The following is a 14,903-nucleotide window of genomic DNA, read 5'->3' on the forward strand; positions in this document are numbered from 1 at the left end:
CCGGCCGCGCTGGCCAGCACACCGGCCCCCACGTAGGGCACACCGGCGAGCTCCAGCAGGCCCTGGATCGTGCCGTCCTCGCCGTAGGGGCCGTGCAGCACCGGAAAGACCACGTCGACCGACGCTAAGACCTCGGTGGCGCCGGGCGCCAGGGACACCAACTGGCCGCTGCGCCGGGGATCGGCGGGTAGCGCCAGTTCGGTGCCCGATGCGGCGGTCACCTCGGGCAGTTTCCGGTCGGTGATCGCCAGCGCGGCCGGCATGGACAAGGAATTCACCAAGAAGCTGTTCGCCGCCGAGGGATTGCCGGTCGGTGACTACGCGGTGCTGCGCCCGTCGCGTTCCAGGCTGCGCCCCGAGGAGTGCGAGCGGCTGGGCCTGCCGGTCTTCGTCAAACCCGCGCGGGGCGGCTCCTCGATCGGGGTGAGCCGGGTGTCGAGCTGGGATCAGCTGGACGCCGCCGTCGCGGCCGCGCGCCAACATGATCCCAAGGTCATCGTCGAGGCGGCGATCGTCGGCCGGGAGTTGGAGTGCGGCGTACTCGAAATGCCCGGCGGCACAGTCGAAGCCAGCACGCTGGGCGAGATCCGGGTGGCCGGGGTGCGTGGCCGCGAGGATTCGTTCTACGACTTCTCGACCAAATACCTCGATGACGCGGCCGAACTGGATGTGCCCGCCAAGGTGGACGACGAAATCGCCGACGTGATACGGCAATTGGCGGTCCGGGCGTTCAAGGCCATCGATTGTCAGGGGCTGGCCCGGGTGGACTTCTTCCTCACCGAGGACGGGCCGGTGCTCAACGAGATCAACACGATGCCGGGATTCACCACGATCTCGATGTACCCGAGGATGTGGGCGGCCAGCGGCGTGGATTATCCGACGCTGCTGGCGACGATGGTCGAGACGGCGTTGGCCCGCGGCGTCGGCCTGCGCTGACTGGCACTAACCGGGCTGGCCGGGGTCGATGGGCGTCGCGGGCATGCTGCGGTCGATCACCTCGGAAATCTGCTGGATCGGTGTCGGGCCCGACCCGGTCGGCAGCGTGAGCGCCACGTAGGCCCCGCGGTCCACCGCGTACCAGGTCGATCTGCCCGCGTCGCCGGCGGACTGCTGTTCGGAACTCACCTGGAACCACTGCACCCGGTCGACGACCTGGATGGGGGCGCCGAGCACGAACTCGGCCGGGCGGTCCAGCCCGCAGCGCAGCACCACCGGGTCGCTGTCCGGGCCGGCGCGCCAGGCGGCGGCGCCCTCGGGCGCCGGCTGCTCGAGGGGCGCGCGCTGGTAATCGCCGAGCCGCTGCGGCAGCGCACCCAGCAACGCGCGGCAGCCGGACCCGTCGGCCTGCGGCGCCGGTACCGCGGCCACCGCGACCGCGCGCGGGGGCGCCTGGCGGGTCGCCGCGATGGCCAGGATCACGCCGATCGTCGCGACGGCCAGCACGATGGCGGCGATGATCAGCGCACGCGGTGGTCCGCCATCGGCTTCCGGTTCGGTTGCCACCGCCGCGCACCTCCCATTTCTGCTCACCACTATCGCCTTCGTTGACCCTTACGCCAATTTATTCTCGGGGCGGTCCGCGCGGCGCCGGGAGCCCTATCGTGGGTGGCGTGCCAGACGAATCGGGCGAGTCCCCGTCGCTGCAACAGCTCGGTGAGTTCGCCGTGATCGATCGCCTGGTGCGGGGCCGCCGGCAGCCCCCCGCGGTCGTGCTCGGGCCCGGAGACGATGCCGCGCTGGTGACGGCCGGTGATGGGCGCGCCCTGGTGTCGACCGACATGCTGGTGCAGGACCGGCACTTCCGGCTGGACTGGTCGACGCCGCACGACATCGGCCGCAAGGCGATCGCCCAGAACGCCGCGGACATCGAGGCCATGGGCGGGCGGCCGACGGCCTTCGTGGTCGCCTTCGGCGCGCCCGGTGATACGCCGGCGGCGCAGGTGGACGCGCTGGTCGACGGGATGTGGGACGAGGCGCAGCGGGTCGGCGCCGGCATCGCCGGCGGTGACCTGGTGCACTGCCCACAGTGGGTCATCTCGGTGACGGTGCTGGGCGAGTCGGACGGGCGCGCGCCGGTGCGGCGATCCGGCGCGCAGCCCGGTGCGATGATCGCCGTCGCCGGGGACCTGGGCCGCTCGGCGGCCGGACTTTCCCTGTGGCGCAAGGAGATCACGGAGTTCGGCGAGCTGCGGCGCCGGCATCTGGTGCCGGAGCCGCCCTATGGCCAGGGAGCGGTGGCGGCGGCCTCGGGTGCGCAGGCGATGATCGACATCTCCGACGGCCTGATCGCCGATGTGCGCCATGTCGCCGAGGCGTCGGGGGTGGGCATGGATCTGTCGACGGCGGCGCTGGCCGCGGACCGCGATGCGCTGGCCGCGGCCGCCGCCGCCGTGGGCGCCGATCCGTGGCACTGGGTGCTCGGCGGCGGCGAGGACCACGCCCTGGTCGCGTGTTTCGCCGGCCCCGCGCCGGCCGGTTGGCGGATCATCGGGCGGGTTCTCGACGGGCCGGCGCGGGTGCTCGTCGACGATCGAGAGTGGAACGGCTACGCCGGCTGGCAGTCGTATTAGGGTGACGCGGTGACCGTTTACGCGATCGCGGAGAGCCGATGATGACCGCGCGTCCGCTGGGGGAACTGGTCGAGCCGGGGTGGGCGAGTGCGCTGGCGCCGGTGGCCGACCAGGTGGCCGGGATGGGGCAGTTCCTGCGGGCCGAGATCGCGGCCGGGCGCAGGTACCTGCCGGCCGGACCGAATGTGTTGCGCGCCTTCACCTATCCCTTCGACGACGTCAGGGTGCTGATCGTCGGGCAGGACCCGTACCCGACGCCCGGACACGCTGTGGGGCTGAGCTTTTCGGTGGCGCCCGACGTGCGGCCGTTGCCACGCAGTCTGGCCAACATCTTTCAGGAGTACACCGCGGACCTGGGCCATCCGCAGCCCTCCTGCGGCGACCTGACGCCCTGGGCGCAGCGCGGCGTGCTACTGCTGAACCGGGTGCTCACGGTGCGGCCCAGCAATCCGGCGTCGCACCGCGGCAAGGGCTGGGAGGCGGTGACCGAATGGGCCATCCGGGCGCTGACCGAGCGGTCGCGGCCCCTGGTGGCGATCCTGTGGGGCCGCGACGCGTCGACCCTCAAACCCATTCTCGCCCAGGGAAATTGCGTGGCCATCGAGTCACCGCATCCGTCCCCGCTGTCGGCGTCGCGCGGGTTCTTCGGTTCACGCCCGTTCAGCCGCGCCAACGAATTGCTGACCGGCATGGGCGCCGACGCGATCGACTGGCGCCTGCCATGACCGAGATGACCGCGCTGCGCGCGCACCGGCGGGGCGGCCCGGAGCAGCTGGTGCTCGAACGGGCCCCGCGACCGGTGCCTGCCGCGGGTGAGGTGTTGGTGGCGGTACACGCGGCCGGGATCACCTTCGACGAGCTGACGTGGGAGGAGACCTGGACCCGCGACGGCGCCAGCCGCCTCCCGGTGATCCCCTCACACGAGGTGTCCGGCGTGGTCGAAGCGGTCGCCGCCGACGTGTCGGATTTCGCGCCGGGCGCCGAGGTGTACGGGTTGATCGGGTTCGACCGTGACGGCGCGGCGGCCGATTTCGTCGTCGTGCCCGCCGCCGACCTGGCGACCAAGCCGTCGACCGTGTCGCACACCGTCGCCGCCGCGCTGCCGCTGGCCGGGCTGACCGCCCTGCAGGCGCTGGTCGACCACGCCGCCGTGCAACCCGGCGAGAGCGTGCTGGTGCACGGCGGTGCCGGGGGAGTGGGCCTGCTGACGGTTCAGCTGGCCGCGCTGCTGGGCGCGCGGGTGACCGCGACCGTGCGCAGCGACACCGCCAACCTGCTGCGCGGGTGCGGCGCGCAGCGGGTGATCGACGTGCGCACCGAGGCGTTCGACGAACCCGGTGCCGGCTACGACGTCGTCATCGACACGGTGGGCGGGCCGACATTGGAGCGGTCGTTCGGCGTGCTGCGCCGCGGTGGCCGGCTGGTCACCCTGTCCGCACCGCCTCCAGAGGGCCGGGCCGAGCAATTCGGTGTCACCGCAACCTTTTTCATTGTCACACCGAACCGGGGCCAGCTCGACGAACTCGCCGCGCTGGTCGACGGCGACCGGTTGCACGTCGCGATCGCCCAGACATTCGCGCTCGACCAGGGCCGGGAGGCGTTCGAAAGCCGCGACCACGGCAGGGGCCGCGCCGGTAAGACGGTCCTCATCGTGCGGGACTGAGTGGCGCCATCAGTCCGCGAAATTCACGTCCTTCGTGACGGCCTTCCACTCTTCGATCGACGCCGAGAGCGCGGCGAGCTTGTCGCGCATGGCCTTCAGCACGTCACGGCCCAGCAGTAGCCGCAGCGGCGGCTCGTCGAGCGTGGTCACCATCAGCACCGCTTCGGCGACCTTGCGCGGGTCGCCGGGTAGGTGATCGGCGAACTGCTTGATCAGGTCCTTGCGCGCCGCCACGTCGGCGTAGTCGGCGATCGGGCTGCCCGATTCCTTCATCGACCGCGTCGCCCAGTCGGTGCGAAACGCGCCGGGCTCGATCGCGGTCACCTTGATGCCCAGCGGGCGCACCTCGGCGGCCAGCGCCTCGGTCAGAGCCTCGAGCGCGAACTTGGTCGAGGAGTAGTAGGCGTTGGGCGGGTTGGCCACCAGGCCGGTCATCGAGGAGATGTTGATGATGTGTCCCGACCCGCGGGCGCGCATGGCGGGCAGCACCGCCTTGATCATGTCGACGGCCCCGAAGTAGTTGACGTCGAACAGCTTTCGGACCTCGGCGTCCTCACCCTCTTCCACCGAGGACAGGTAGCCGTGGCCGGCGTTGTTGACCAGGACGTCGACCCCGCCAAATGCCTCGTCTGCCGCGGACACCGCCGCCGCGATCTGGGCGGCATCGGTGACGTCGAGGGCGACGGCCACGGCCCGGTCCCCGAATTCGTCGGCGATGTCGGCCACCGCCTCGGCCCGCCGCGCGGTCACCACCACGCTGTGGCCGGCTTGCAGTGCGGCGCGCGCGATTTCGCGCCCGAAGCCCGTGGAGCATCCCGTGATCAGCCAGCGTGACACGTCAGATCGTCCCTTCCGGCAGGCGGCGCAGGTAGGCGTTGCGCCGCTGTGCGAGGTCGGTCGCGCGCTGCTGTTCGCTCACCCGCGGCAGGTGCGCCACCTCGGCGTCGAGCCGGTCCAGCTTGACCACCCGGCCGCGCGCCCCGAGGTCTTCGCGCGGGCCGGACTCACCGAACTCCGCCATCCGCAACGTCAAGATGGCCTCCCGCAGGCCGTCGGAGTCGATCCAGTTCGCCACGCCGGGGTCGACGGGCGAGATCACGTAGGTGTAGCTGCCGTCCTCGTTGGCCACCGACTGCGCCTTGTTGAGGCTGCCGGTTCGGTCGACGAGATTCAGTGTCGTGCCCCAGATGTTGCTCAGCGGCACCGTGAAGTATTCGGCGCCACCGTCATTCAGGTCGACGACGAATGCCTCGTCGGGGGCGAGGTCGAACCGGCCCATCACGTAGACCTGGTTGCGCATCGCGCCGACCTTGTCGGCCGACCAGGCGAGATTGAAATGGTTGGCGGGCATCTTGTACACGCCGTGGCTCAGCTTGCCGGTGAAGTTGGCGAAGTAATCCATCATCGCCGCGGTGGCCTCGGCCTGTTCGTCGAGTGTGCGCGCCGGGGCGGCCGGCGGACCGCCAAGGCGTTGCACCTCAATATGATTCGGGTCGTCGAGGTCCCAGTCCAGCAGCACGTCGCGGATGTAGAACTCGTGGGCCTCCGGCGAGGTCTGCACGTGGTTGGGCCGGCCGTTGGCCGGCTCGGAGTCGACGGTGATGGTGTAGCTGCCGTCGGAGTCGACCTGCATGGTGCGGCCGTTGAGGACGGCGACGGTCCCCATGCGCGCGTCCCACAGCGTGAAGTAGTTCTCGGTCATCCGGTGCTCGCCGACCCGGCCGTGGATCTCGTAGCGCTCGTCGCCGGAGATCGGGATCACCCGGTACACGCTGTCGGGATTGTCGATGCCCCACCGCGATCCGGGAATGCGACGGCCGTCCACCGGGTGCGCGAGCCGGGTGATGCAACTGACCTTCGGTCGCAGCTTGTCCTGATTGGACGACCACACCGCCGCCGAGAACATCACCTCGGCGAACGCGTCGTCGAACCGTTCGCGCATCGCCTCCGACGCCTTGGCGCGACCGAGCCAGGTCTCGGCGACCGCGCCGTAGGCGGCCTTGACGGTAGGGTGCTCGATCAGGTCGAGGGCCGCCAGCTCCTGCTCGTGCTGGGACGCCGTCGCGACCGGGTGTTCAGGCATGCGCAGTTCCTCCGATTTGCCGTCCGAAACGCTTGTTGTACAACGTGAATCGCTCATCGACCTGCTCGGGACGCAGGCCGTAGGGCTCCAGTCCGTAAGGCGGCCGCGGCACCTCACGGGGGCGGTGGGCCAGCCAGCGCCGCATCGCGTCCTCGGCCTGCGCGGTCAGCGGCAGGCCGACGGCGTCGTAGACGCGGGCCACCTGGCCGATCGGGTCGGCCACCGCCTCGTCGAACCCGATGTCGGTGACCACGGCATCCTGATCGGTCCAGCCGTCGCGGATCGCCATCGCCCGGTCATTGGTCCAGCCCATCCGCTCCAGCCATTGCGCACCGACCCGGTGCACATCGACGGCATCGGCGTGCATCGCGTGCAGGGTCGCGTTCAGGCTGGCCCCCGACGCGATGGTGGTGCGCGGGTCGCGATGCATGTGCACGAGGTGCAGGTCGGGGAACTGGGCACGCAATAGATGCAAATACCCAAGGTGCGCAGGGGATTTGAGCACCCAGCGCCGGCCGTGGGCGCCCCGCTGCCGTTTCTGCCACTGCAGGAACTGCAGCATCCGGTGGAGATAGCCGTAAGCGGGGGAGAAGTCCTGGTCGTCGAGCCAGGACCGGTACCGCGGCAGGTGCGCCCCCGACTCGGGAACGTGCGACAAGAACGCGTCGGCCAAAAAGACGATCTCCTCCTCGGCCTCCCTGGCATACATCGGATGAATCGAGAACAATTCGGGCGCCAGTTCGCGGGATTTCGCTTCGCGCGCTTCGCTGATCGCGATGCGCGGATCGGGCGCGTCGGTGAACCGATGGTCCAGGCGCGGCGCGACCTCGACGACCTCCCAGCCGTAGGCGCAGACGAAGCGCGGGTCGGCGGCCAGCAGCCGCTGCAGCAGCGTGGTGCCGCTGCGCATCATCCCGACGACCACGATCGGCGCGGCCACCCGCTCGTCGAGGATCTCCGGGTGCCGGCGGATCCACTCCTGCGCGCGCAGCCGCATCCGCAGGCTGTGCACGATGCCGGACCGCAGGATGTGCACGCCCTGGGCATTGAGGCCGTTGAGGTCGGTGCGGGCATAGTCGGCCAGCAACATCCGCAGCGCGCCGTCGAATTCGCCTGGGCCCCAATCGCTTAGCTCTTCCTTGCGTTGCGCCTCGGCCAGCACGGCGGCCGGGTCGAACGGGCCGTCGGACGCGCTCGCGGATGCCACGGGTCAGAACTTCAGATGCCGGCTGACGTCGCCGACCTGGTCGACGAACATGGTGCGGCTGTCGAAGCGCCAGGCTCCGTCCACGCGGTGGAACGTGTCCTTGTAATGCCCGGTCACGATGACCTGCAGCGGCAACTCATCGGTGGCCTGCGTGACGCAGTAATAGGACGTGCTCTGCGCGGTCCCGGCCGCCTCGTCGATGTAGAGCTGCACATTGGTCGTGTTGTGTTTGGTCTTCGGGGTGCCGTCCTCGTAGATCCGGGTGGCCATGTCATACATCTCCCGCACCCGGGCGGAACCGGCGAACACCGTCTCGGGCGGGCCGTCCTGGATCCCGCAGATGCGGCCGTGCTCGAATAACCGGGCCACGCCGTCCAGGTCGCCGCCGTCGAGAAGCTGCGCATAGGTGTAGATGAGGTTGGTGATCTCGGTGGCGCTGTCACTCATTGTCGAACCGCCTCGGGAGTCTTCCGCTCTGTTCCGCAACAATGTTGGCAGAACCGGTCCAACTTACATAGAACCGACCATTACTCTGATCGCCGTGACCCTACCGTGGACGCCGAGCCGGCTCGGCAACCTGACCGGCAAACGCGTGATCGTGACCGGGGCAACCAACGGCGTCGGGCTCGGCACGGCGCGTGCGCTCGCCAAAGCCGGGGCGCACGTGATCCTGGCGGTGCGCAACACCGAACTCGGGAAGCAACGCGCCACCGAAATGGGTGGGTCGACCGCTGTGGTCAAGCTCGACCTCGCCGACCTGTCGTCGGTGCGTGCCTTCGCGGATCTGATCGACGGGCCGGTCGACATCCTGATCAACAACGCCGGTGCCCTGACCGACCGGCGCACCGAGACGGTCGACGGCTTCGAGATGACACTGGGCACCAACCTGCTCGGACCGTTCGCGCTCACCAATCTGCTGCTGGGAAGGGTGCGTTCGCAGATCATCAACGTCGGCTCCGACGCACACCGGTCGGCGACGCTGCACCTGGACGACCTGCATCTGCGCCGGCACAAGTGGACGAGGCTGGGCGCCTACGCGCAGTCGAAGCTCGCGGTCATGCTGTGGGGCCTGGAGCTGGACCGCAGGCTGCGCGCGGCCGGATCGCCGATCGTCACGCAGCTCACCCACCCGGGGTGGGTGGCCTCCAACCTGTCGAACCTCGGCGACTCACCGCTGATGTCGCTGGCCCACAAAGGGGTCAAGGTGGTGGCCGACCGGCTGGCCAACGACATCGACGAGGGCGCGGCGCCGACGCTGTACTGCATCAGCGAGCCGATCCCGCCGGGCAGTTACGTCGGGGTCAGCGGCAGGTTCGGGCTGCGCGGCGGCCCGGTGCTGATCGGCCGCACGCCGCTGGCCTGCGATTACGACACGGCCGCGCGGCTGGTGACCTTCGCCGAACGCGAGACCGGCACACAACTGGAGGTGTAGTCATGGGCGACTTCGACAACACGGTGGCCGTCATCACCGGCGCCGCGCGCGGCCAGGGCCGCAGCCACGCCGTGGCGCTGGCCGAGCAGGGCGCCGACATCATCGCCGTCGACATCTGCGCCGACCTCGAGGCGATCCCCTACGCCCTGGGGACCGAATCCGAGCTCGCCGAGACCGTACAGCTGGTCCAGGCGGCCGGTCGCAAGGCGGTGTCCGTCGCCGCGGACGTCCGCGACCTCCAGGCGCTGCAGGCCGGGGTGCAGGCCGGCGTCGACGAGCTCGGCGACATCGACATCGTCGTCGCCAACGCCGGGGTGGTGGCCATCGGCGTCACCGACCCCGAGTCCGAACCGGTGTTCAACACGATCGTCGACACCAACCTCAAGGGTGTGTGGCACACGCTGCTGGCGACGGTGCCCTCGATCGTGCGCAAGGGCCGGGGCGGCTCGGTGGTGCTGGTCAGCTCGTCACAGGGCCTGACCGGCCGCGGTGGCGACGGCAGCGCGGCGATGTTCGCCTACGCCGCGTCCAAACACGGTGTGGTGGGGTTGATGCGCTCGGCGGCGAATGCCTATGCGCCGCACAAGATTCGGGTCAATTCGATCCACCCGAGCGGGGTTGCGACGCCGATGATCCTCAACGATTTCGTGGTGAACCGGATGCTGGAGAACCCCAACCCGGCCCTGTCGCAGACGCTGCTACCCGACGTGCCGCTGGTCGAGGCGCAGGACGTCACCGAAGCGGTGCTCTGGCTTGCCGGGCCGCGATCGCGCTACATCACCGGCGCGGCGATCCCGGTGGACGCCGGCCACGTCGTCATGTGAACAACGGCTGCCGTCAGCCCCGGACGACCTTGCCGGCCTTGATGCAGGAGGTGCAGACGTTCAGGCGCTGCTTGTTGCCGCCCGGGTGGGTGACGACGTGCACGGTCTGAACGTTGGGGTCCCACCGGCGGCTGGTGCGGCGGTGGGAGTGTGACACCGACTTACCGAAGCCGGGGCCTTTCCCGCAGATGTCGCACACAGCGGCCATTGTTCAAGCTCCTCAAATCTCGGGGGTCCGGCAATTCGGCCGGGACAGCCCAGGTTGCACCGGGCACACCTGAGGATACCGACTCCTCCGGCAACCACCAAAACGGTCGTCAGGGGCCGACCCTGCGGTTACGCGCGGTCGCGCCGGTTTGCTGTGCGCTGCAACCCTCTCGCATGGTCGACATGCAGTCGATCACAGTAGGGGCTTTGACCGGGGTGGATGGCGTGCCCGGTCGCTAGGATGACAGCGCCGCCGATGGTCGGCGCGGTCGCTGCCTGTGTCAGGCGCGGACGGCGCGTCGATTTGGCTGAAGTCTTCTTCCCGGCGGTGCCGGCCCGCGCGGAGCTGCGGATGAGGCTGGGAAGCAAATATCGGCAGGTTTGAGGGGAGTGCGCGGGGTGGTTGCGCGCGCCGAAAACGCCGCCGGTTCAGCCCGCGTCGAAAGCCGGCGGGGCTCTCCGGTGGGCGTACGACGGTTGGTCTCGAGGTTGCGCCGGGTGGCGACGGCCTATCTGGTGGTGGCGGCGCTGGGCAGCGTCGCCATCGGAAGCACCTCGGTTAACTGCCCGACCGCCGTGGGCGGCCAGTACGGCGCCGGGCAGGGCGGGGCGGGCCCCAGGGCAGCGGCCGGTGCGACGTGGTGGTGGCAGCCCGATGCGCCTCGTCCTGCGGTGCAAGAGGCGGCGGCCGTGCGCGAGGGCGGCATCCAGCTGCGGCAGGTCGCTTTCGACGGCCGGGAAGTGTGGCCCGACGGACCCGAGGCGATCCGCGGCTATCTCGAGGAGGCGCTGACCCGGATCGGGGTCACCGACGCGGCGGCCCGTGGTCACTGGATCGAGGGCATGATGACCATCGCTGATCACGAGTCGCAGTTTCATTCGGGTGCGATCAACCTGTCGGACAGCAACGCCTATGGGCCTTCCCAGCTCGACGGCGGCCCGCTGCACGCCACGCGGGGCCCGTGGCAGGTGATGCCGGATACCTTCGCGGCCTTTCACCAGCCCGGGACGTCGAACTCGGCGTGGGATCCGGTGGCCACTGCGTGCGCGTCGATGAACTATCAGATGAACCGCTACGGCGTCAGCCGCGACGGCAGCAATGAGCGCATGTTGGTGGGCCAGGCCAATCCCGGTATCCGGCAGGGCTATTAAACCCGCCTGCGATACCTTCTTGGCCGGAAAATGTGGCGTCGAGGACTACCTCGACCGAATACGTCCGCTACTGTTCGATCTTCCTCAACGGCGCAGAGCAACTGAGCGCAGCGGCTCCGGCGCCCGGCTACGCTGGCGCCCACCGGGGGACTGGTGCGGAGGAGGTGGGTCACACTGGGCACTGCGGATACGTCGCAGGATCGTCTCCTGGACGCGACCACCCTGCGCGACTGGGCGCACACCGCCGTCAGCGACCTGATCACGCACATCGACGAAATCAACCGGCTCAACGTCTTCCCCGTCGCCGACTCCGACACCGGCGCCAACATGCTGTTCACCATGCGTTCCGCCCTGGCAGAGGCCAACGCGGGCGCCGAGGCCGGATCGGGCTGCGTGGCGCGGGCAGCGGCGGCGCTGTCGGCCGGCGCGCTGAACGGCGCCCGCGGCAATTCCGGCGTGATCCTGTCGCAGATCCTGCGGGGCCTCGCCGACGTCACCGCGACCGCGGCCGCCGATGCCGGGGGCGAGCTGTCGCACATCGACGTCGCGATCCTCGGTGCGGCGCTGCAGCGCGGCGTGGAGCTGGTCATCAGCTCGATGGGCGGTGAGGAGATCCCCGGGACCATCGTCTCGGTCCTGCGGGCGGCCGCCCACGCCGTCGCGCAGTGCGCCCGGGCCGGGGACGGTCTGGTGCCGGCGGTCATCGCGGCCGGCGACGCGGCGGTGGTCGCCCTGGAGAAGACGCCCGAACAACTCGACGTGCTCGCCGACGCCGGCGCCGTGGACGCCGGCGGGCGCGGACTGCTGGTCCTGCTGGACGCGCTGCGCTGCACCATCACCGGGCAGGCTCCCGCCCGCACGGTGTACGAGCTGTCGCCGCGGGAACTGCAACCGGAGGCGTCCGCGCAGCGCCCGGCGCCCCACTTCGAGGTGATGTACCGGCTGGACGACTGCGAGCCCGCGGCGGCGGACAGGCTGCGGGATCGGTTGGGGGAGTTGGGCGATTCGGTGGGCATCGCGTCGGCGCCGTCGTCGGCGCAGCGCACGTACTCGGTCCACGTGCACACCGACGACGCCGGCGCCGCCGTGGAAGCGGGCCTGGCGGCCGGGCGGCTGAGCCGCATCGTCATCTCGGCGCTGAGCTCGGGCGCCCCGGGCCTGCCCGCCGGCGGCTGGACGCGGGAGCGCGCCGTGCTGGCGGTGGTCGACGGAGACGGCGCCGCCGAGCTGTTCGCCGGAGAGGGCGCCAGCGTGCTGCAACGCGAACCGACCGGGCACGATCCCGTCACCAACATCAGCGCGCACCAACTGATGCGGGCCATCGTGGACACCGGCGCCGCACAGGTGATGGTGCTGCCCAATGGCTACGTGGCGGCCGAGGAGTTGGTGGCCGGTTGCACCGCGGCGATCGGCTGGGGCATCGATGTGGTGCCGATCCCGACCGGCTCGATGGTGCAGGGGCTGGCCGCGCTGGCCGTGCACGAAACCGACCGGCAGGCGGTGGACGACGGCTACACCATGGCCCGCGCCGCCGGTGCGGCGCGGCACGGCTCGGTGCGCATCGCGACCGAAAGCGCGCTGACCTGGGCGGGGCGCTGCCGGCCCGGCGACGGCCTGGGCATCGCGGGCGACGAGGTGCTGATAGTGGCCGCCGATGCGGTCGGGGCGGCGATAGGCCTGCTCGACCTGCTGCTGGCCTCGGGCGGCGACCTGGTGACGGTGCTGCTGGGCGCCGGCATCGACGGCTCCGATGCCAATGCCGGCGCGCTCGGCGACATTCTGGAAGAACACATGCACGACCACCACCCCGGGACCGAACTGGTCACCTACCGCACCGGCCACCACGGTGACGCGCTGCTGATCGGGGTCGAGTAGCGATGGTGTCGCTGGGCGACCGGCTGGACTTCGTGGTGGGAGCCAAGGCCGCCGAATCGCTCGACGAGGTCTTCGGCATCCGCACCGTCGACGCCCTGCTGCGCCACTATCCGCGCAGCTATACGGAGGGCGCCTCGCGGTGGGGTTCCGACGACGAGCGGCCCGAAATGGGCGAGCACATCACCATCGTCGACACGATCGCCGAAACCGAGACGTTTCCGATGAAGAAGAACCCGAAGAAGCTGTGCCACCGCATCACCCTCGGCTCGGGCCGCAGCAAGGTGACCGCGACGTTCTTCAACGCGAACTACTTGAAGAAGGACCTGACCAAGGGCACCAAGGTGATGCTCTCCGGGGAGGTCGGGTTCTTCCGGAACGTCATGCAGCTGACGCACCCGGCGTTCCTCATCGTCGACTCGCCGGACGGACGCAACCGCGGGACGCGGTCGCTGAAGAACATCGCCAACGCCTCGGGCGCCACCAGCGGCGAAGAATTGCTGGACGCCTACGAACGCCATTTCTTCCCGATCTATCCCGCCAGCACGAAATTGCAGAGCTGGGACATCTTTTCGTGCGTGCGCCAGGTGCTCGACGTGCTCGACCCGGTGCCGGATCCGCTGCCCGAGGAGTTGCGCGCGAAATTCGGCCTGATCTCCGAGGACCAGGCATTGCGCGACATCCATCTCGCCGAGAGCGAGCCGCGGCGGCAGCGGGCCCGCGAGCGCCTGACCTTCGACGAAGCCGTCGGTCTGCAGTGGGCGTTGGTGGCCCGCCGCCACGGTGAACTGTCGGAGTCGGGACCGCCGGCGCCGCGGCGCCCGGACGGCTTGGTCACACAACTGTTGGGGCGCTTGCCCTTCGAGTTGACCGCAGGGCAGCGCGAGGTGCTCGGCGTGCTGTCCGAGGGGCTCGCGGCGAGCCGGCCGTTGAACCGGCTGCTGCAGGGCGAGGTGGGTTCGGGCAAGACGATCGTCTCGGTGCTGGCGATGCTGCAGATGGTGGACGCCGGATATCAGTGTGCGCTGCTGGCGCCGACGGAAGTGCTTGCCGCGCAACATCTCCGATCGATCCGCGATGTGCTCGGCCCGTTGGCGATGGCCGGGCAGCTAGGTGGCGCCGATAACGGCACCCGGCTGGCGCTGCTGACCGGTTCGATGACCGCCGCGCAGAAAAAGCAGATCCGCGCCGAGATCGCCGGCGGTGAGGTCGGCATCGTCGTGGGCACCCACGCCCTGCTGCAGGACGCGGTGGAATTCGACAACCTGGGCATGGTGGTGGTCGACGAGCAACACCGCTTCGGTGTCGAGCAGCGAGATCAGCTGCGCGCCAAGGCCCGTCCCGGTGTGACGCCGCACCTGCTGGTGATGACCGCCACGCCGATACCGCGTACCGTCGCGCTCACCGTGTACGGGGATCTGGAAACCTCGACGCTGCGCGAACTTCCGCGTGGGCGCCAGCCGATCACCAGCAACGTCATCTTCGTCAAGGACAAGCCGGCGTGGCTCGGCCGGGCCTGGCAGCGGATAGCCGAGGAGGTTGCCGCCGGCCGTCAGGCCTACGTGGTGGCGCCGCGCATCGACGAGAGCGACGATCCGGGCGATGAGCAGAACGCCAAGGCGCCGGAGACCGCCGAGGGTCTTTACGCCCGGCTGCGCTCCGGGGAGTTGGCGAACCTGCGGCTGGGCCTGATGCACGGGCGGCTGTCCGCCGAGGAGAAGGACGCCGCCATGGCGGCCTTCCGGGCCGGTGAGGTCGATGTGCTGGTGTGCACCACCGTCATCGAGGTGGGCGTCGACGTCCCCAACGCCACCGTGATGCTGGTGATGGACGCCGACCGGTTCGGGATCAGTCAGTTGCACCAGCTGCGCGGCCGGATCGGCCGTGGCCAGC

General features: G+C 70.0%; 14 protein-coding genes and 2 pseudogenes. 9 read left to right on the plus strand and 7 right to left on the minus strand.

All coding sequences use genetic code 11. The annotated features are described in order from the left end of the window. Positions 1-128 (minus strand): annotated as a pseudogene (locus A5622_RS30585) (D-alanine--D-alanine ligase A); the annotation flags it as partial. 112 nt (positions 129-240) lie between these two features. Between A5622_RS30585 and A5622_RS06840 the strand changes: the two are divergent. Next, positions 241-936, plus strand: a pseudogene (locus A5622_RS06840) (D-alanine--D-alanine ligase family protein); the annotation flags it as partial. A gap of 6 nt (positions 937-942) precedes the next feature. On the opposite strand, the gene A5622_RS06845 reads toward A5622_RS06840, so the two are convergent. Further along, complete coding sequence (locus A5622_RS06845; protein WP_066862009.1) at positions 943-1,503, minus strand: DUF3515 domain-containing protein; 561 nt, start codon at positions 1,501-1,503, stop codon at positions 943-945. 98 nt (positions 1,504-1,601) lie between these two features. On the opposite strand from A5622_RS06845, the gene A5622_RS06850 reads away from it, so the two are divergent. The 3 genes from A5622_RS06850 to A5622_RS06860 are packed head-to-tail and all read left to right on the plus strand — an operon-like array spanning position 1,602 to position 4,233. Further along, positions 1,602-2,570 carry a thiamine-phosphate kinase gene (locus A5622_RS06850; RefSeq protein WP_066877483.1) on the plus strand — a complete coding sequence of 323 codons (969 nt, stop codon included), beginning with the start codon at positions 1,602-1,604 and terminating at the stop codon, positions 2,568-2,570. A 41-nt stretch (positions 2,571-2,611) separates the two neighbouring features. After that, on the plus strand, positions 2,612-3,295 hold the full coding sequence (locus A5622_RS06855; RefSeq protein ID WP_066877495.1) for a uracil-DNA glycosylase: 684 nt from the start codon (positions 2,612-2,614) through the stop codon (positions 3,293-3,295). A 5-nt stretch (positions 3,296-3,300) separates the two neighbouring features. Continuing rightward, positions 3,301-4,233 (plus strand): NADP-dependent oxidoreductase, encoded by a 933-nt coding sequence (locus tag A5622_RS06860; RefSeq protein WP_066877497.1) that lies wholly within the window; start codon positions 3,301-3,303, stop codon positions 4,231-4,233. Positions 4,234-4,242: 9 nt separating this feature from the next. Here A5622_RS06860 and A5622_RS06865 read toward each other — a convergent pair whose 3' ends face one another. The 4 genes from A5622_RS06865 to A5622_RS06880 are packed head-to-tail and all read right to left on the minus strand — an operon-like array spanning position 4,243 to position 7,970. Then, entirely contained in the window at positions 4,243-5,070 is an 828-nt protein-coding gene (locus A5622_RS06865; protein WP_066862005.1) for an oxidoreductase, read from the minus strand. Position 5,071: 1 nt separating this feature from the next. Beyond that, positions 5,072-6,316 carry a DUF1214 domain-containing protein gene (locus tag A5622_RS06870; RefSeq protein ID WP_066877485.1) on the minus strand — a complete coding sequence of 415 codons (1,245 nt, stop codon included), beginning with the start codon at positions 6,314-6,316 and terminating at the stop codon, positions 5,072-5,074. After that, entirely contained in the window at positions 6,309-7,523 is a 1,215-nt protein-coding gene (locus A5622_RS06875) for a sulfotransferase (protein ID WP_066877487.1), read from the minus strand. The genes A5622_RS06870 and A5622_RS06875 overlap by 8 nt, the downstream gene beginning before the upstream one ends. A gap of 3 nt (positions 7,524-7,526) precedes the next feature. Further along, entirely contained in the window at positions 7,527-7,970 is a 444-nt protein-coding gene (locus A5622_RS06880) for a nuclear transport factor 2 family protein (RefSeq protein ID WP_066861998.1), read from the minus strand. Positions 7,971-8,064: 94 nt separating this feature from the next. Here A5622_RS06880 and A5622_RS06885 point away from each other — a divergent pair, with 94 nt between their 5' ends. Then, a complete protein-coding gene (locus A5622_RS06885; protein WP_066877489.1) occupies positions 8,065-8,955 on the plus strand; it encodes an SDR family NAD(P)-dependent oxidoreductase in 891 nt (296 codons plus the stop codon). Between the two features lie 2 nt (positions 8,956-8,957). Beyond that, the gene (locus tag A5622_RS06890; protein WP_066877490.1) at positions 8,958-9,779 is read left to right on the plus strand and encodes a mycofactocin-coupled SDR family oxidoreductase; all 822 of its coding nucleotides are present in this window, start codon (positions 8,958-8,960) and stop codon (positions 9,777-9,779) included. 13 nt (positions 9,780-9,792) lie between these two features. Here A5622_RS06890 and rpmB read toward each other — a convergent pair whose 3' ends face one another. After that, the gene (gene rpmB / locus A5622_RS06895; RefSeq protein WP_066877492.1) at positions 9,793-9,987 is read right to left on the minus strand and encodes a 50S ribosomal protein L28; all 195 of its coding nucleotides are present in this window, start codon (positions 9,985-9,987) and stop codon (positions 9,793-9,795) included. Positions 9,988-10,484: 497 nt separating this feature from the next. Here rpmB and A5622_RS06900 point away from each other — a divergent pair, with 497 nt between their 5' ends. The 3 genes from A5622_RS06900 to recG form a co-directional block, all read left to right on the plus strand. Next, positions 10,485-11,138, plus strand: coding sequence for a transglycosylase (locus tag A5622_RS06900; protein ID WP_369829219.1), 654 nt, complete (start codon positions 10,485-10,487; stop codon positions 11,136-11,138). Between the two features lie 174 nt (positions 11,139-11,312). After that, on the plus strand, positions 11,313-13,013 hold the full coding sequence (locus A5622_RS06905; protein ID WP_066877501.1) for a DAK2 domain-containing protein: 1,701 nt from the start codon (positions 11,313-11,315) through the stop codon (positions 13,011-13,013). A gap of 2 nt (positions 13,014-13,015) precedes the next feature. After that, positions 13,016-14,903 (plus strand): ATP-dependent DNA helicase RecG (recG, locus tag A5622_RS06910; RefSeq protein WP_066877494.1); only part of this gene is annotated, 1,888 nt, incomplete at its 3' end.

The organism is Mycobacterium sp. 1245801.1 (assembly GCF_001673055.1).
In the GTDB taxonomy this organism is placed as follows: domain Bacteria; phylum Actinomycetota; class Actinomycetes; order Mycobacteriales; family Mycobacteriaceae; genus Mycobacterium; species Mycobacterium europaeum_A.

Coding starts and splice junctions, on each gene's coding strand:
- rpmB (WP_066877492.1), bottom strand. CDS start 9,987: ATGGCCGCTGTGTGCGACATCTGCGGGAAAGGCCCCGGCTTCGGTAAG.
- A5622_RS06890 (WP_066877490.1), top strand. CDS start 8,958: ATGGGCGACTTCGACAACACGGTGGCCGTCATCACCGGCGCCGCGCGC.
- A5622_RS06880 (WP_066861998.1), bottom strand. CDS start 7,970: ATGAGTGACAGCGCCACCGAGATCACCAACCTCATCTACACCTATGCG.
- A5622_RS06855 (WP_066877495.1), top strand. CDS start 2,612: ATGACCGCGCGTCCGCTGGGGGAACTGGTCGAGCCGGGGTGGGCGAGT.
- A5622_RS06870 (WP_066877485.1), bottom strand. CDS start 6,316: ATGCCTGAACACCCGGTCGCGACGGCGTCCCAGCACGAGCAGGAGCTG.
- A5622_RS06860 (WP_066877497.1), top strand. CDS start 3,301: ATGACCGCGCTGCGCGCGCACCGGCGGGGCGGCCCGGAGCAGCTGGTG.